16 protein-coding genes and 1 pseudogene are annotated in these 16,951 nt (G+C 71.7%); 12 read left to right on the top strand and 5 right to left on the bottom strand.

Annotated elements, in window-relative coordinates; translation table 11 throughout:
• From H4N64_RS36615 to H4N64_RS36580, 8 genes and pseudogenes are all read left to right on the top strand, one after another.
• A partial coding sequence (locus H4N64_RS36615) for a sensor histidine kinase (RefSeq protein WP_186286910.1) occupies positions 1–1,314 on the top strand: 1,314 nt, incomplete at its 5' end.
• Positions 1,315–1,405: 91 nt separating this feature from the next.
• A pseudogene (locus H4N64_RS36610) lies at positions 1,406–1,589 on the top strand (aa3-type cytochrome oxidase subunit I); the annotation flags it as partial.
• A gap of 596 nt (positions 1,590–2,185) precedes the next feature.
• A complete protein-coding gene (locus tag H4N64_RS36605) occupies positions 2,186–2,527 on the top strand; it encodes a metalloregulator ArsR/SmtB family transcription factor (protein WP_186286909.1) in 342 nt (113 codons plus the stop codon).
• Positions 2,524–4,248 carry a SulP family inorganic anion transporter gene (locus tag H4N64_RS36600; RefSeq protein WP_186286908.1) on the top strand — a complete coding sequence of 575 codons (1,725 nt, stop codon included), beginning with the start codon at positions 2,524–2,526 and terminating at the stop codon, positions 4,246–4,248. Before H4N64_RS36605 ends, H4N64_RS36600 begins: the two co-directional genes overlap by 4 nt.
• Positions 4,245–4,658, top strand: coding sequence for a pyridoxamine 5'-phosphate oxidase family protein (locus tag H4N64_RS36595; protein WP_186286907.1), 414 nt, complete (start codon positions 4,245–4,247; stop codon positions 4,656–4,658). Before H4N64_RS36600 ends, H4N64_RS36595 begins: the two co-directional genes overlap by 4 nt.
• Entirely contained in the window at positions 4,655–5,146 is a 492-nt protein-coding gene (locus tag H4N64_RS36590) for an ATP-binding protein (RefSeq protein ID WP_186286906.1), read from the top strand. The genes H4N64_RS36595 and H4N64_RS36590 overlap by 4 nt, the downstream gene beginning before the upstream one ends.
• Positions 5,143–5,538 carry an STAS domain-containing protein gene (locus H4N64_RS36585; protein ID WP_186286905.1) on the top strand — a complete coding sequence of 132 codons (396 nt, stop codon included), beginning with the start codon at positions 5,143–5,145 and terminating at the stop codon, positions 5,536–5,538. Before H4N64_RS36590 ends, H4N64_RS36585 begins: the two co-directional genes overlap by 4 nt.
• Before the next feature lie 58 nt (positions 5,539–5,596).
• Positions 5,597–5,953, top strand: coding sequence for a zinc ribbon domain-containing protein YjdM (locus H4N64_RS36580; protein ID WP_186286904.1), 357 nt, complete (start codon positions 5,597–5,599; stop codon positions 5,951–5,953).
• A 108-nt stretch (positions 5,954–6,061) separates the two neighbouring features.
• Here H4N64_RS36580 and H4N64_RS36575 read toward each other — a convergent pair whose 3' ends face one another.
• The 5 genes from H4N64_RS36575 to H4N64_RS36555 form a co-directional block, all read right to left on the bottom strand.
• Positions 6,062–6,388 (bottom strand): pyridoxamine 5'-phosphate oxidase family protein, encoded by a 327-nt coding sequence (locus tag H4N64_RS36575; protein WP_186286903.1) that lies wholly within the window; start codon positions 6,386–6,388, stop codon positions 6,062–6,064.
• A complete protein-coding gene (locus H4N64_RS36570; RefSeq protein ID WP_336246905.1) occupies positions 6,385–6,882 on the bottom strand; it encodes a hypothetical protein in 498 nt (165 codons plus the stop codon). The genes H4N64_RS36575 and H4N64_RS36570 overlap by 4 nt, the downstream gene beginning before the upstream one ends.
• 169 nt (positions 6,883–7,051) lie before the next feature.
• Positions 7,052–7,654, bottom strand: a complete 603-nt coding sequence (locus H4N64_RS36565) for an Rv1733c family protein (protein ID WP_186286902.1) — start codon at positions 7,652–7,654, stop codon at positions 7,052–7,054.
• 105 nt (positions 7,655–7,759) lie between these two features.
• The gene (locus H4N64_RS36560) at positions 7,760–8,485 is read right to left on the bottom strand and encodes a CBS domain-containing protein (protein WP_336246904.1); all 726 of its coding nucleotides are present in this window, start codon (positions 8,483–8,485) and stop codon (positions 7,760–7,762) included.
• A 156-nt stretch (positions 8,486–8,641) separates the two neighbouring features.
• Positions 8,642–9,844: a globin domain-containing protein gene (locus tag H4N64_RS36555; RefSeq protein WP_186286901.1), complete on the bottom strand. Its 1,203-nt coding sequence runs from the start codon at positions 9,842–9,844 to the stop codon at positions 8,642–8,644.
• A gap of 252 nt (positions 9,845–10,096) precedes the next feature.
• Between H4N64_RS36555 and H4N64_RS36550 the strand changes: the two genes are divergently transcribed.
• From H4N64_RS36550 to narI, 4 genes are read left to right on the top strand one after another with little or no spacing between them, the layout of a single operon-like run.
• A complete protein-coding gene (locus tag H4N64_RS36550) occupies positions 10,097–13,795 on the top strand; it encodes a nitrate reductase subunit alpha (protein ID WP_186286900.1) in 3,699 nt (1,232 codons plus the stop codon).
• On the top strand, positions 13,795–15,318 hold the full coding sequence (gene narH, locus H4N64_RS36545) for a nitrate reductase subunit beta (protein WP_186286899.1): 1,524 nt from the start codon (positions 13,795–13,797) through the stop codon (positions 15,316–15,318). Before H4N64_RS36550 ends, narH begins: the two co-directional genes overlap by 1 nt.
• Positions 15,315–16,100 (top strand): nitrate reductase molybdenum cofactor assembly chaperone, encoded by a 786-nt coding sequence (gene narJ, locus H4N64_RS36540; protein WP_186286898.1) that lies wholly within the window; start codon positions 15,315–15,317, stop codon positions 16,098–16,100. The genes narH and narJ overlap by 4 nt, the downstream gene beginning before the upstream one ends.
• Positions 16,097–16,864: a respiratory nitrate reductase subunit gamma gene (gene narI, locus H4N64_RS36535; protein ID WP_186286897.1), complete on the top strand. Its 768-nt coding sequence runs from the start codon at positions 16,097–16,099 to the stop codon at positions 16,862–16,864. Before narJ ends, narI begins: the two co-directional genes overlap by 4 nt.
• Positions 16,865–16,951: the final 87 nt, after the last annotated feature.

The following is a 16,951-nucleotide window of genomic DNA, read 5'->3' as shown; positions in this document are numbered from 1 at the left end:
CCGATGAACACCTTCCTCGGCGTCCCGATCCGGGTCCGCGACCAGGTCTTCGGCAACCTGTACCTGACCGAGAAGCGCGGAGGGGCCCAGTTCACCGACGAGGACGAGTCGGTCCTGTCCACCCTGGCCGTGGCTGCCGGTGTGGCCATCGACAACGCCCGGCTGTACGAGGAGTCCCGGCTGCGCGAGCGCTGGCTGCGGGCGAGCGCGGAGATCACGCACCGTCTGATGTCCGGCAGCGACCGGGGTGAGGTCCTCGGGCTGATCGCCGAACGGGCCAGGGACATCACAGGCGCCGCCCTCGCCGTGGTCGCGGTGCCCATGGAGGGCACGGACGCGCTCACGGTGGAGCTGGCCATCGGACAGGAGGCGCAGGCCCATCGCGGGCTGGTCCTGCCCGTCGACGACAGCCTGATCGGCCGGGCCTTCTCCAACGTCACCCCGGTGTCGAGCCCGGACGTCTCGCGCGACGACATCGGGGAGCGCGGGGAGACCGGTGCCACGCGCTTCACCGGACTGGGCCCGGCCGTGGCCGTGCCGATCGGCGTCGGCGTCGCCGACGACGGCGTACGAGGAGTGGTGCTGCTGGTCCGCGAGACGGGCAAGCCCGTGTTCTCCGAGACGGAGACCGAGCCGCTTCAGGGATTCGCCGCGCAGGCAGCCGTCGCCATGGAACTGGCGGAACACCGCCGGGACGCCGAGGAGATCGCGGTCCTCCAGGATCGTGACCGCATCGCCCGGGACCTCCACGACCTGGCGATCCAGCGGCTGTTCGCCACGGGCATGACGCTGCAGAGCGCGGGCCGCTTCATCGAGCACACGCAGGCCTCGGAGCGAGTGCTGCGGGCGGTGGACGACCTGGACGAGACGATCAAGATCATCAGGTCCACGATCTTCGGCCTGCGGGCTCACGAGAACGGCACCGGGCCAGGTCTGCGGGCGCGCGTCGTGCGCGTGGTCGGTGAGGCGGCGCCGGTGCTGGGGTTCGCGCCCAGCGTGCGTATGGAGGGCCTGCTGGACACTCACGTCCCGAAGGAGACCGCCGACCACGTGGTGGCGGTCCTTTCCGAGGCCCTGACGAACATCGCCCGGCACGCGAAGGCCGGCCGTGCCGAGGTGGTGCTGGAGACCGACGGGCGCGAGGTACGGGTGACCGTCTCCGACAACGGCGTGGGCATTCCCCCCGAGGGACGCCGCAGCGGCCTGCGCAACATGACGGAACGAGCTCACCAGCTGGGCGGACACCTGGACCTGACCAGCCCGCCCGGCGGTGGCACCACGCTGGTGTGGCGGGTACCGGTGGAGGACGAGTAGGGGCGGCTCAGGGCCTACAGTCTGGTGGGCAGCGGTATCGCGGCGCCGGCCGCGGCGACGTTCCTGAACCGCGGTGCCGGAGGATGTGTTCGACGGCTTCACCGCCCTCAACTCGCTGTCCACGATCGGCGCGTTCCTGCTGGGCCTGTCGATCCTGCCGTTCTTCTACAACGTCTGGAAGACCGCCAAGTACGGCGAGAAGATCGGGGTCGACGATCCGTGGGGTCACAGCCGCTCCCTGGAGTGGGCCACGTCGTGTCCACCCCCGGTGTCCCACGTCGTACCGGCGCTCGGTGTCGCGGTGGTGACCGCCGCCGGCTGCGTCTGGTACCTGCCCGCCCTGGCCGACCTGAGGGCGGGAGCCGACCGGCCGCTGTCGCGCCGTACCGCCGCGGCTGCCTGCCTCAGCGGCTGGGCCGCGGTCGCGACGGTCGCCGTACTGCTCCTGCTGGGCGCGGCGTGGCAGGTGGCATGCGCCATGGTGGTGGCGGGTGCGGCTGTAGCGGCCGCTCTGCGGATCCGTGCCGCCGCGCAACATCGCCGGGAGGTGCGCGAGATCGCTCGTCACTGGGCGGCGCTGGACGCCGGCCCGCCCGGGCACGGCCGGGGCGACGCACGCTCGCGGACCGTCTTCGCGGCCCTCGTCGCTTCCGGACTGGTCGCCGCCCTGGCCGGTGGCCGTCGCCGCTCCCGCCGCGGTCGTCGGTGTGTTCCTCATCGCCGCATGCAGTGCTGACCATCACAAAACGGATATCCGAATTGCAAAGTTTCGCAATTGGTTAGATGCTGTGTTCGCTGTGCCGGCAGGTAGCCGCGGGCGCAGCTTCATGCGCGCCCCGAAGGCGGGGCCGGCAGGGGAAGCCGAGGGGTCGTGTCCGTTCCGCTGTACCAGGCCAAGGCCGAGTTCTTCCGCATGCTGGGGCATCCCGTACGGATACGCGTGCTGGAGCTGCTCCAGGACGGGCCGATGCCGGTGCGGGAACTGCTCGCGCGGATCGAGGTGGAGCCGTCCAGCCTGTCGCAGCAGCTCGCGGTGTTGCGGCGCTCCGGGATCGTCACCGCCACCCGTGAGGGCTCCACCGTCGTCTATGAGCTGGCCGGCGGGGACGTGGCCGACCTGATGCGCGCCGCGCGCCGGATCCTGACGGAGATGCTCGCGGGGCGCAACGAACTGCTGGCCGAGCTGCGGGAAGCCGAGGTCTCCGCGCGATGACCTCGGGAATCGGCCGGGCCTGGGCCCGGATCAGCTCGCTGCTGCCGACCCGTACCGATCTGGCGGAGATGAGGCGTGACCCGCGCCGTGATCTGCTCGCCGGACTGACCGTGGCGATCGTGGCCCTGCCACTCGCGCTCGGCTTCGGGGTCTCCTCGGGGCTGGGCGCCGAGGCGGGTCTGGCCACGGCCGTCGTGGCGGGCGCGCTCGCCGCGCTGTTCGGCGGCTCCAACCTCCAGGTGTCCGGACCGACCGGAGCGATGACCGTCGTACTGGTGCCGATCGTCGGCCAGTACGGCCCGACCGGGGTGCTGACCGTCGGGCTGATGGCGGGCCTGATGCTGGTGGCGCTGGCCGCGCTGCGCGCCGGGAAGTACATGCAGTACGTGCCCGCGCCCGTGGTGGAGGGCTTCAGTCTCGGCATCGCCTGTGTGATCGGCCTCCAGCAGATCCCGAACGCCCTGGGCGTGCCCAAGCCGGAGGGCGACCGCGTGCTGGTCGTCACCTGGCGGGCGATCGAGGAGTTCGCCAAGGCGCCCAACTGGACCGCCGTCGGCTTCGCGGTCGCGGTGGCCGCGGTCATGCTGGTCGGCGCCCGGTGGCGCCCCACCGTCCCGTTCTCCATCCTGGCCGTGATCGCCGCCACGGTCGTCGCACAGGCCGCCGGTCTCGACGCGGCGAAACCGATCGGCAATCTGCCGTCCGGGCTGCCCGCGCCGTCGCTGTCCTTCCTCGACCCGGGCGCGCTCGGCTCCCTGATGGCCCCGGCCGTGGCCGTCGCCGCCCTGGCCGCGCTGGAGTCGCTGCTGTCCGCCTCGGTCGCCGACGGCATGACGGTGGGTCAGAAGCACGACCCCGACCGGGAGTTGTTCGGCCAGGGGCTCGCCAACATCGCCGCCCCGCTGTTCGGCGGCGTACCCGCGACCGGAGCGATCGCCCGCACAGCGGTCAACGTCCGCACAGGAGCCGGCTCCCGGCTCGCCGCCCTCACGCACGCCGCGATCCTCGCCGCGATCGTCTTCGCGGCCGCGCCCCTCGTCTCCAAGATCCCGCTCGCCGCGCTGGCGGGCGTGCTGCTGGCCACCGCGATCCGCATGGTCGAGGTCGGCTCGCTCAAGGCGATGGCCAAGGCCACCCGCTCCGACGCCGTGATCCTCGTCCTCACCGCCGTCGCGACCCTCGCGCTCGACCTCGTGTACGCCGTGATCATCGGCCTGGTCGTGGCCGGCGCCCTCGCCCTGCGCGCCGTGGCCAAGCAGGCCCGCCTCGACCAGGTGCCCCTCGACCGAGGCGATCACTCCGCCGAGGAGCACGCCCTGCTCGCCGAGCACATCGTCGCCTATCGCATCGACGGGCCGCTGTCCTTCGCCGCCGCCCATCGCTTCCTGCTGGAGCTGACCGAGGTCGCCGACGTGCGGGTCGTGATCCTGCGCATGTCCCGGGTGTCGACGATGGACGCCACCGGCGCCCTCGTCCTCAAGGACGCGGTGGAGAAGCTGAAGCGGCGCGGCATCCTCGTCCTGGCCTCCGGCATACGCCCCGGCCAGCGCCAGGTCCTCGACTCCGTCGGCGCACTCGATCCACTGCGGCACGACGGCCGGGAGTACGCCACCACACCCGAGGCGATCCGGGGCGCCAGGGAGCACCTGGAGTGCGCGGGGATCCTGCCCGCCCTGCCCATCCAGCAGACCGCGACGTCCAGTGAGGAAGCCCTGCGATGAGCACGTCCCCCAGCGCCCTGCGCATGGTCGAGGTCTCCGGCGCGGAGGCCCTGTGGCTCCTGGAGGGCAGCAGCCTCGGGCGGTTGGTGTACGTGCAGCGGGAACTGACCGTCGTACGGCCCGCCCGGCATGTGTGGGAGTACGGCCGTCTGATCGTGCGTACGCCCGCCCCGGCAGCGGCGGTCCCCGCGACGGCGACGTACCACGTGGAGGAGATCCGCGCGGTGGCCGGCACCGGTTGGACCGTCACCGCCTCCGGCCCCGCCGAGGTGATCACCGACCGTGACGAGGCCGCCCACTACCACCGCAACCTGACCGGCTGGAGCCACGGCCCGCACGACACGCTCCTGCGGATCCACCCCAAGAACGTGACCGGCTTCCGCCTGGCCCGGGCGGAGGAGACCCGGTGACCAGCCAGCTGGAGACCCTGACCCACCGGCACGTGCTCACCCTGCCCACCCTGCCGTCGGCCGTCCGCCTCGCCCGCGAGACCGCCGAAAAGGCCCTGGTCGAGTGGGGGATCGGACTGCGCCACCCGGCCGTCGACCCGGCCTTACTGATCCTGGGCGAGCTGGTCACCAACAGCGTCCGGCACGCGGCCGTGCTCTCCCCGCAGCTCACCGTGATCTATGCGGCGGGCGCCGACTGCCTGGCCTTCGCCGTCCACGACCGCCACCCCCACCAGCCCGCGCTGTACGGCTCCGGCACCGGCTCCGGCACCGGCGCCGGTACGGGCGGCCTGGCCACCGTCATGGAGCTCACCCACGGCCTGGGCGGCACCGCGGTCGTCCGCGCCGACGCCGACGGGCAGGGCAAGAGCATATGGATCACCCTGCCCCTGGGATCCGGACGCAAGACCGCCAACGGACAACCCGCACAAGGAAGTTCACCCCCATGACCATCGAGTGGCGCTACACCATCGAGCAGGATCTCGGCATCCTCTCCGTCGCCGGATACCTGGGCCCGGACGCGGTCCGGCGCTTCGCCGGAGCGGTCGGCTGGGTCGTCGCCCGCGGCGCCGGGCCGGTCATCCTCGACCTGACCGAGCTGCGCAGCTGGTCCGCCGAGGGCCAGCTGGCCATCACCGAGGCCGCGCGCCGCCTCGCCGGGGCGGGCCGTGATCTGGAACTGGCCGCCATCCCCGCCGACGGCTCGCTGGTCCCGCCCGGCGACTGCCCGGACATCCCCGTCCACTGCGACCTGGCCGCGGCACTGTCCGCCCACGCCCGGTTCCCGCTGGCTCCCGAGGAGGGCCGGCAGACGTGGCGCACCGACGGCTGGCCCACCTGACCCCACCCGACCTCATCCGACCCACGTATCGGCTCACCGACCGAAAGACACATGTGCCATGAGTGACACCCTTCCCCCCTGCCCCGAATGCTCCGGCGCGTACACCTACGAGATGGGTGCGCTCCTGGTCTGCCCCGAGTGCGGGCACGAGTGGTCTCCGTCCACGTCCGAGGAGTCCGCGGGCGACACCGGGGACAAGGTGATCCGGGACTCGGTCGGCAACGTCCTCGCCGACGGTGACACCGTGACGGTGGTCAAGACGCTGAAGGTCAAGGGCAGCCCGACCGGCATCAAGGCGGGTACCAAGGTGCGCAACATCCGCCTCGTCGACGGCGTGGACGGCCACGACATCGACTGCAAGGTCGACGGGTTCGGCGCCATGCAGCTCAAGTCCAGCGTGGTCAAGAAGGTCTGACCCAGGGCTGGCGCGGCACCATCGCCACCCGCGTCGAACACGATCGTCCCGGACTTCCCGCTGACCAACAAGAGCTTCAACCTCTCGTACGCGGGCAACGACCTGTAGTCAGCCGCCGCCCCGGCGCACCAGCCGGTAGCCGGTCACCAGCTCGGCGCGGATCAGGACCACGTTCTCCATCTCCGCGCCGATCCACGGCGTGAGTTCGGCCTCGTACACCACCACCTCCGACGCCGAGGCGGTGGCCAGCAGCGCGGCTCCGGCGTGGGTGCGGATGACGATGTCGCCGTCGTCGTTCACGAGGTGGTTGACCGGGCGGATCACCGGCAGTGCCTGGTGGGTGAAGCCCACACGTCCCATGGGCGCACCGGCCAGCAGCTTGAGCGACTCCTCCCGCTCCAGGTCGACCATGCGGGCAGCGGGGCCAGCGGTCATGACGGAGCCTCGCGGGCGGGCTTGTGCTGGGCCTCGTGTGGCCAGAGCACCTCGACATCGAGTCCGTGACTGCGCGCGAAGGCCACCAGGTGCGCCGTCCAGTCCCGGCCGTTCGACGGCGATCCGTCCCAGATGGCCAGTACGCGGGCGCAGGACCGCAGCAGACTCTCGTCGGCGGTCACGCACGAGCCGTGGCTTTCCGGGTCGTACTCCAGCAGCCGAACCTGCTCCGACAACAGCAGCAGTTCGCCGGCCGCCTTGCGGTCGGGCTCGGCCAGTCGGGCGGGCACGCGGTTGTGTGCCGGCAGTACGGTCACCAGGGCCAGCCCGGCCTCGCGGGCGGCGCGACCGAACGCCAGGGGGAGCCCCCGGCCCGCACGGACCAGTCCGGCCTTGCCCGCCTTGGCGAAGGCGGCCAGCCGCTCGCGCAGCTCCTCCTCCAGTGACGCGAGCGTCGACGCGGTGAGATCGGGATGCCCCACTAGAGCGATCACTCCTGGTTGTCCTCTCTCTCCCCCTCACATAGTGGGTGTGGCCGGGGGAGTGGGGGCCGCCCACGGGCATGCTTGATCGTCTCCGGGCAGGAGTACGGAGCGTCAGGGCCGACCAGGGGCGAGTTCGGGGCCGGTGGGCCCTTGCGCAACTCCGGCAGGCCATCGTGGTTCACATGGTCCTGCGTCGCCACTGCGGTTCGACCCGGTCCCACTCGCTGCCCCACTCATCGACGCGCCGACGGTCGAGCCGCCACCGCGCGACGCGGCCGGCGCCGTACACCAGGCCACTGAGGGCGAGTGCGGCCGACAGCCCCAGCAGGCCCGCCTCGGCGGACGAATGGGCGGCGGTCGGCGGCGGTGCGACGAGCCGTCCCCCGTCATCGAACCAGATCGTCACCGTCGATCCGGCCTTGCCTCCGGAGTCCACCAGGGCCCGGCCGGTGTGCCGGGAACCGTCCGACGCCGTCCAGCGGACCGTCGCGCGGACGCGGTTGTCCCGTACGCCTTCCGTCGTCGCCACGGCCCTTTGGGTGCTCTCGACGAGTACGGCCCGCACGGGGTGCCGCTCCGCGCGCAGCTCGGCGAAGGACTCGTCCGCGGCCCGGGCCGTGACCGTGCCGACGAGCGTGCCGCCCAGCGCGACGACGGTCCATACGGCCAGCACGATCCATGCCTCGACGATGTCGTCGCGTCGGCGCAGCGGGTTGTTCCGCCACCGCCACCGCCACCGCCACCGCCACAGCAAGCGTCTGGTACGCCCAACCGTCCGCATCGGACCGCACCTCCTCCTCGTGACATGTCGTGACAGTCCGAAGGTCGCACCCTGGAACCCCGGCCGGCCAGGCTGCTGTGACGCCTCTGCCGCCAGTGCGGCGGGTCACCGCTCCGGGAGCCAGTAGTGCTCGATCCTGCGGGACGGGTGCTTCTCGGGCGGGCGGGTGTCGTCGATGCGGTAGGTCAGGCTGTTCACCACACCGACGACTCCGTCCACCCGCCAGGTCAGCTGGATCGCCGACGGGATGTGGCTGCGGTGCTCCAGCCGGCCTTCCAGCGTGACCATTCCGTCGTCGACCGAGACGATCACCGTGTGGGGCGCCAGAGACATGGTGCGGGTGAGGACCTCGTCGAGCACCTCCTGCCGGATCTCCTCGTCCGTCCGCAGGAAGACCCGCAGGAGGTCGCGGCGGGTGGCGATGCCGATCAGGCGGTCCTCCTCGTCCACCACCGGAAGCCGCTCGACGCGGTGCCGCTCCATCACACGGGCCGCGTCCGCCACCCGCTGTTCCGGGTGCATGGTGATCGCCGGTGTCGACATCAGCTCCTCCGCGGTCGTGGCGCGCGCCTTGGCGGCCTCGACACGGGCGGAGCGACGCAGCGCGGGCAGCCGGAACCGCCGTCCCGCGCCCCGGCCGGCGTGAGCCGCCTGCCGGCGGATCAGGTCGGTCTCCGAGATGACGCCCAGGACCTTGTCGTCGTGGTCGACGACCGGCACCCCGCTGATCCGGTGACCGTGCAGCAGCCGTGCCACCTCCTTGTACGACATCTCCCGGCGTGCCTCGACGACTTCGCTGGTCATCACTTCGCCGACTGTTCGGGTCTGCACGGCGACCGCCTCCTCCGGGGCCGGGTCTCACGGGCCCGTCGGCCCCCGATTCCTCTCCAGGCTCTCGCCCGCACGCCTGGCGGGGGAGGGACCGACCGTCCTGTGACCAGGGGCCGACCTGCCCCTTTCCCGGTCGGCCTCGCAGGGCTGTGACCGTCAGACCGTGTCCGGCAGCCACAGGTCCGGGCCGAACACCTCGTAGCGGATCCGGCGGGCCGGAATGCCGCGCTCCAGCAGTTGGGTGCGGACGGCGCGCATGAACGGCACGGGACCGCAGAGGTAGACGGTGGCGTCGGAGGGGACATCGACGGCGTCGAGGTTCATCAGGCCGGTGCGGGCGTCGGATTCGGCGGCACCGGAGCGCTCGTACCAGAACACGGCGTCCGCCCGCGGCAGTCGGCCGGTCAGCTCGCGGGTCTCGGCGCGCAGCGCGTGTTCCTCGGGGGAGGCGTCCGCGTGCAGGACCAGGACACGGCGGGTGGAGCCGGTCGCGGTGAGGTGGGCGAGCATGCCGATCATGGGCGTGCAGCCGATGCCCGCCGAGGCGAGGACCAGCGGGGTGTCGGCCTCGTCCAGGACGACATCTCCGAAGGGCGCGGACAGCGCGAGTTCGTCCCCGGTGCGCACCGTGCGGTGCAGCAGCGTGGACACCTCACCGTCCGGGGCGCCGTCGCCGCCCGCTACCCGCTTGACGGTGATGCGGCGCAGGTCGCTGCCCGGGTCGGAGGACAGGCTGTACTGGCGCAGCTGGGCCACGCCGTCCGGCAGGAGCACCCGGACGCTGACGTACTGCCCGGCCTTCGCCGCGGGGGTCGGCCGGCCGTCGGCCGGACGCAGCAGGAAGGAGGCCACGTCCGCGGTCTCCTCACGGCGCTCGACGACCGTCCACGGCCGCCAGATGTCGCCCGGCTCGACGCCCGCCTCCTGGTAGATCCGGGCCTCCTGGGCGATGAGGGCGCCGGCCATCAGCCAGTACACCTCGTCCCAGGCGGCGGCCACCTCCGGGGTGACCGCGTTGCCGAGCACCTCGGCGATCGCGCCGAACAGGTACTTGTGCACGATCGTGTACTGGTCGTCGGTCACCCCGACCGCGGTGTGCTTGTGGGCGATCCGCGCCAGCAGGGCGTCCGGGCGGGCGTCGGGGTCGGCCAGCAGCGCGGTCGCGAAGCCCGCTATGGACCCGGCCAGGGCCCGGCGCTGGGCCCCGCTGGCCTGGTTGCCGCGGTTGAACATCCCGTCCAGCAGCTCGGGGCGGTCGCGGAACATCGCGCCGTAGAAACGCGTGGTGATCTCGTCGAGGGCTCCGGCCACGGCGGGCAGGGTGGCCCGGACGAGGGCGGCGGACTCTGCGGACAGCATGAAGCCTCCCGGGGAGGGGTGGAAAGAGAGGGGGAGCGAAGGCCGCTCGCCGAGCGGCGGCCCATTCTGTATAGCAATGGGGATTCGGGCATTTCGGGCGTTAGGAAGGTCCTGTGGAACAGGAGGGACCATCGGCCCCATGGAGAAGGACCATGGTCCCGGCGCCCCGCGCGGGACCGGGACCGACCGGGGCTCGGACAGGGCCGTTCGGCCCACGGCGGACGCGCCGGGGCCCTCCTACCGTTCCTGACCATGGAGAACGACAAGACCGCGCGTCCCCCGCACGGACGCGGAGCGGAAGGCTGGCCACTGGCCGCCCGGAGGCTGCTCACCCGTCGTGAGGTGTCGGCCGACGGACGTGCCGTGTTCGGCGAGGGGGACCCGAAGTGGGAGGGCTTCTACCGGGACCGCTGGGCGCACGACAAGGTGGTGCGCTCCACGCACGGCGTGAACTGCACCGGTTCGTGCTCGTGGATGGTGTACGTCAAGGACGGCATCATCACCTGGGAGCACCAGGCCACCGACTACCCGTCGATCGGCGCGGACTGCCCCGAGTACGAGCCCCGAGGCTGCCCGCGCGGGGCGTCCTTCTCCTGGTACACGTACTCGCCGAGCCGGGTCCGATACCCGTACGTGCGGGGCGAGTTGCTGAAGCTGTGGCGCGAGGCCCGGCGCCGGCTCGGTGACCCGGTGGCGGCCTGGGCCGAGATCACCGGGGATCCGGCGAAGGCCCGCGCCTACAAGCGGGCCCGGGGCAAGGGCGGCCTGGTGCGCGCCGACTGGGACGAGGTGAGCGAGTTGGTCGCCGCCGCCCATGTGCACACGATCAAGACGTACGGCCCCGACCGCGTCGCCGGTTTCTCCCCGATCCCGGCGATGTCGATGGCCTCCTTCGCGGCCGGCGCCCGCTTCATGTCGCTGATCGGCGGCACGCTGCTCTCCTTCTACGACTGGTACGCCGACCTGCCGATCGCCTCACCGCAGGTCTTCGGCGACCAGACGGACGTACCGGAGGCCGCGGACTGGTGGAACGCGGGCTATCTGGTGATGTGGGGTTCCAACATCCCCGTCACGCGCACGCCCGACGCGCACTTCCTCACCGAGACCCGCTACAACGGCACCAAGGTCGTCGCCGTCAGCCCCGACTACGCCGACAACGTCAAGCACGCCGACGAGTGGCTCGCCCCGCACCCCGGCACGGACGGGGCGCTGGCGATGGCGATGGGGCACGTGATCCTGCGCGAGTTCCTCGTCGACCGTCAAGTGCCGTACTTCCAGCGGTACTTGCGTACGTTCACGGACGCGCCGTTCCTGGTGACCCTGCGCGAGAACGACCACGGTCTTGTCCCCGACGGCTTTCTGACCGCCGCCGACCTCGGCAGCGACGAGGAACACGCCGACCACAAGACCGTCCTCCTGGACCGGGCCACCGGCGAACCGGTGATCCCCGGCGGCTCGCTCGGCTTCCGGTGGGGGCAGGCCGAGCGAGGCCGCTGGAACCTCGATCTGGGCGACACGGTCCCGGAGTTGAGCCTGATCGACCGCGCCGAGGACACCGTCGAGATCGCGCTGCCCCGCTTCGACGAGGGGGCTACCGAGGGCGGTTCGACGATGGTCCGGGGTGTGCCGGTCCGCCGGATCGGCGGACGGCTCGTCACGACGGTCTTCGATCTGATGCTGGCTCAGTACGGCGTTCACCGGCCGGGTCTGCCGGGCAGTTGGCCGTCGTCGTACGAGGACGCGACCCAGCCGTACACCCCGGCCTGGCAGGAGACGGTCACCTCGGTGCCTGCCGAGCAGGCGGCCCGTATCGCCCGCGAGTTCGCCCGTAACGCCGAGCGGACCGAGGGCCGTTCGATGATCGCGTTGGGTGCGGGGACGAACCACTGGTTCCACTCCGACACCATCTACCGGGCGTTCCTGGCGCTGGTGACCATGACCGGCTGCCAGGGCGTCAACGGCGGCGGCTGGGCGCACTACGTCGGCCAGGAGAAGATCCGCCCGATCACCGGCCTGCAGCATCTGGCCTTCGCCTTCGACTGGCAGCGCCCCACCCGGCACATGGCGGGCACCTCCTACTGGTACCTGAACTCCGACCAGTGGCGGTACGAGGCGTTCGGGCCCGAGGAGCTGGCCTCCCCGCTGGGCGAGGGCCGGTTCGCGGGCAAGGGGTTCGCCGACTGCCTGGCGCAGGCCGTGCGGCTTGGCTGGACGCCCGGTCACCCCGGCTTCAACCGCAACCCGCTCGACCTCACCGACGAGGCGGCCTCCGCGGGCCGCCCGGTCGCCGAGCACATCGTCGACGAGCTGAGGTCCGGGCGGCTGCGCTTCGCCGCGGAGGACCCGGACGACCCGGCCAACTTCCCGCGTGTGCTGACCGTGTGGCGGGCCAACCTGCTCGGCTCCTCCGGCAAGGGCAACGAGTACTTCCTGCGCCACCTGCTGGGCACGGACGCGGCGGTCCGCTCCGAGGAGACCCCGCCCGAGCACCGGCCGAAGGACGTGGTGTGGCGGGACGAGGCCCCCGAGGGCAAGCTCGACCTACTGGTCACCATGGACTTCCGGATGACCTCCACCGGGCTGCTCGCCGATGTGGTCCTCCCGGCCGCCACCTGGTACGAGAAGGACGACCTGTCCAGCACGGACATGCACCCCTTCGTGCACGCCTTCACCCCGGCCATCGCCCCGCCCTGGCAGGCCCGCACCGACTACGACACCTTCCTCACCATCGCGGACCGGTTCAGCGAACTGGCCGCCGAGCACCTGGGCAGGCGCACCGACGTCCTCGCCGTGCCACTGCTGCACGACACCCCCGACGAACTCGCCCAGCCCGGCGGGGCCGTACGGGACTGGAGGACGGGGGAGTGCGAGCCGATCCCCGGCAGGACCATGCCCAAGCTGGTCACCATCGAGCGGGACTACGGCGCGACCGCGCAGAAGATGCGCGCCGTCGGCCCGCTCCTCGACACCCTCGGCACCACCACCAAGGGCATCACCGTCCACCCGGACCAGGAGCTGGACGAGCTGCGGCGCCGCTGCGGCACCGCACGGGACGGGATCGCCGCCGGGCGGCCCTCCCTGGCCACCGCCACCGACATGTGCGAGGCGATCCTCGCCCTGTCCGGCACCACCAACGGACGCCTCGCCACCGAGGGATTCCGGGAGTTGGAGCGGCAGACCGGCAGCGAGGGACTGGTCGAGCTGGCATCCGAGCGTGAGGCGGAGCGGATCACCTTCGCCGACACCCGCACCCAGCCGCGCGCGGTCATGACGTCGTACGAGTGGTCGGGCTCGGAGACCGGTGGCCGCCGCTACTCGCCGTTCGTCATCAACACCGAGCACAAGAAGCCCTGGCACACCCTCACCGGCCGCCAGCACTTCTTCGTCCAGCACGACTGGATCGCCGAGCTCGGCGAGCAACTCCCCGTCTACCGGCCCCCGTTGAACACACCTCGGCACTACGGCGACGAGCATCTGCACGAGGGCGACCGGGCGGAGGTCACCGTCCGCTATCTCACCCCGCACTCCAAGTGGTCCATCCACTCGAACTACCAGGACAACAAGTACATGCTCGACCTGTCCCGCGGCGGACCCACCATCTGGATGTCCTTGCGGGACGCCGAGAAGGTCGGGGTGAAAGACAACGACTGGATCGAGGCGTACAACCGCAACGGCGTCGTCGCCGCCCGGGCCGTGGTCACCCACCGCATGCCCGAGGGCACGGTGTACATGTACCACGCCCAGGACCGCACCGTGAACGTGCCGAAGACCGAGGTCAGCGGCAGGCGAGGCGGCATCCACAACTCGCTCACCCGGCTGCTGCTCAAGCCCACCCATCTCGCGGGCGGCTACGCGCAGTTCACCTACGCCTTCAACTACTACGGCCCGACCGGCAACCAGCGCGACGAGGTCACTGTGATTCGCAGGCGGTCTCAGGAGGTCGATTACTGATGCGCGTCATGGCACAGATCGCGATGGTGATGAGCCTCGACAAGTGCATCGGCTGCCACACCTGCTCGGTCACCTGCAAGCAGACCTGGACCAACCGCACCGGCGTCGAGTACGCCTGGTTCAACAACGTCGAGACCAAGCCCGGCGTCGGCTACCCCCGCCGCTACGAGGACCAGGAGCACTGGAAGGGCGGCTGGATGCTCGACAAGCGCGGCCGGCTGGTGCTGCGCTCCGGGGGCAGGCTGAAGCGGCTGCTGTCGCTGTTCTCCAACCCCGACCTGCCGTCCATCGAGGACTACTACGAGCCGGTCACCTACGACTACGACAACCTGGTCAGCGCCCCGGCCGGCAAGGACATCCCGGTCGCCCGACCCCGCTCCGTCCTCACCGGCAAGCCCACCGCCATCACCTGGGGCGCCAACTGGGAGGACGGCCTGGGCGGAGCCCCCGAGCACGCCGGCGGCGACCCCAACCTCACCGGGGCCTGGGCGCAGAAGGTGAAGTTCGAGTTCGAGCAGACCTTCCTCTTCCATCTGCCCCGCCTGTGCGAGCACTGCCTCAACCCCGCCTGTGTGTCGGCCTGTCCGTCCGGCGCGATGTACAAGCGCGTCGAGGACGGCATCGTCCTCGTCGACCAGGACCGCTGCCGCGGCTGGCGGATGTGCGTGACGGCATGCCCGTACAAGAAGGTCTACGTCAACCACGCCACCGGCAAGGCCGAGAAGTGCACCTTCTGCTTCCCGCGCATCGAGGCCGGCCAGCCGACGGTGTGCTCCGAGACGTGCGTCGGCCGCCTTCGCTACTTGGGCTTGCTGTTGTACGACGCCGATCGCGTCGGCGAGGCCGCCGCCACCCCCGACGAGCACGACCTCCTCGACGCCCAGCGCGGTGTCTTCCTCGACCCGCACGACCCCGAAGTCATCACGGCGGCACGGGAGTCGGGGATCCCGGAGGACTGGCTGGACGCGGCCCGGCGCTCCCCGGTGTACGACCTCGTCATGAGGTACAAGGTGGCGCTGACCCTCCACCCGGAGTACCGCACCCAGCCCATGGTCTGGTACGTGCCCCCGCTGTCCCCCGTCCTCGACGCCGTGGACGTGGCGGGCGGAAACCGGGACGACCCCGACCATGTCTTCGCCGCCGTCACCCGGCTGCGGATCCCGCTGGAATACCTGGCGGAACTGTTCACCGCCGGCGACACGGACGTGGTCGCCGGGGTGCTGATGAAGCTCACCGCGCTCCGCTCGTACATGCGTGAGCGCACCCTGGGGGAGCCGGGCGACGAGACCGCGCTCAAGGCCGTCGGCCTGACGGCGCGCCAGGCGGAGGATCTGCACCGGCTGCTCGCCGTCGCCAAGTACCAGGACCGGTACGTCGTCCCGGCCGCCCACAAGGAGGACGCGGCCGCGCTGACCGCGATGGAGAACCGCTGCCCGGTCGAGTCCTCCGTCCCCGCTGAACCCCGCAAGGTCATGCTCGGCATCCCCACCCTGCGCCGTCGCACCACGGGAGACCACGGATGAGCCCGCAGCCTGCCACGGTCCCCGCGATGGTCCGCACCCGCATCCGCGCGGCGGTGCGCCGTCCGGCACGCGTCTCGCCGCAGGAGGCCGAGGACCGGGCCCTGCTGCTGAGGCTGCTGTCGCTGCTGCTGCAGTACCCGGACGCCGGTCTGGCCTCCGCGCGGCCCGTCCTCTCCGCCACCGTCGCCGCGCTGCCCCCCTCGCCCGCCGCCGAGCACCTGGCCGACTTCACCGCCTGGTTCAGCGGCCAGGAGCCCGACGCGCTCGAACGGCACTACGTCGAGATGTTCGACCTGCGCCGCAAGAGCAGCCTCTACCTCACCTACTACCTGCACGGCGACACCCGCCGCCGAGGCATGGCCCTGCTCACCCTCGCCCAGCGCTACCGGGCCGCAGGCTGGGACACCGACGGCGGCGAACTCCCCGACCACCTGCCGGTCGTCCTGGAATTCGCCGCGCTCACCGGAGCGCGCACGGGCGAGGCCCCGCTGCGCCAGCACCGGCGCGGACTCCAGCTGATCCATCGCGCCCTGACCGACGCCGACTCCCCGTACCGGCATGTCCTGGCCGCGCTGCTCACCCTCCTTCCGCCGCCCACCGCCGGGGACCTCGAAGCCGTCACGGAACTCGCGGCGCAGGGACCGCCCACCGAAGAAGTGGGCCTCGACTCCTACGGGACGTACGGCGAGGGCGAGTTCGCCCAACCCGGCACCTTCGTACCGCCCGAGCCGGCCCCGCCCACGCTCGTGCCGCCCCTGTCGACCCCGGAAGGCCCCCGATGACCACCGCCCCTCCCACCCTCGCGGCCGCGACCGGCGGCACCGATCTCCTGCTGTGGGTCGCCGTCCCCTACGTCTGCCTCGCCGTGTTCGTCGTCGGCCACGTCTGGCGCTACCGGCAGGACCAGTTCGGCTGGACCACCCACACCAGCCAGCTCCTCGAACACCGCTGGCTGCGCTGGGGCAGCCCGCTCTTCCACCTCGGCGCCTTCATGGTCATCGCCGGGCATGTGGTGGGCCTGGCGGTCCCCGCCTCCTGGACCGAGGCCGTCGGCATCAGCGAGCACACCTACCACACCACCGCCGTATGGGCGGGTTCGGTGGCCGGCGTGACCATGGTCGCCGGGCTCGGCATGCTGTGCGCCCGGCGGCTGCTGACCCGCAGCATCCGGCTGGGCACCGACCGCAGCGACAAACTCCTCTTCCCGCTGCTTTCCGCCACCGTCCTGCTCGGCATCACCGCGACGGCCGCCCACAACGTGTTCGGCGGCGGCTACGACTACCGCCCCACCGTCTCCGTCTGGTTCCGCGGCGTCTTCACCCTCCGGCCCGAACCCGAGGCGATCACCGGCGCACCCCTGCTGTTCCAGCTGCACGCCCTCACCGCCTGTCTGCTCTTCGCGGCCTGGCCCTTCACCCGCCTGGTACATGTGTGGAGCGCCCCCATCGGCTATCTCGTCCGGCCGTACCTGGTGTACCGGCGGCGCGCGACGACTGCGCGACCGACCGCGCGACTGGGCACCTCGGCAGCCGAACGGCGTGCCTGATCGATGGGCAGGTGCGCGACGGTTCGCTGAGCCGCCCCCTGTGTGCGTGGCCGGTTCGCTCTTCCGGCCGCGCACACACCGCGCGAC

Source organism: Streptomyces cupreus, from assembly GCF_014257025.1.
Classification (GTDB): Bacteria; Actinomycetota; Actinomycetes; order Streptomycetales; family Streptomycetaceae; genus Streptomyces; species Streptomyces cupreus.
This window is presented reverse-complemented; position numbering and strand designations above follow the sequence as displayed.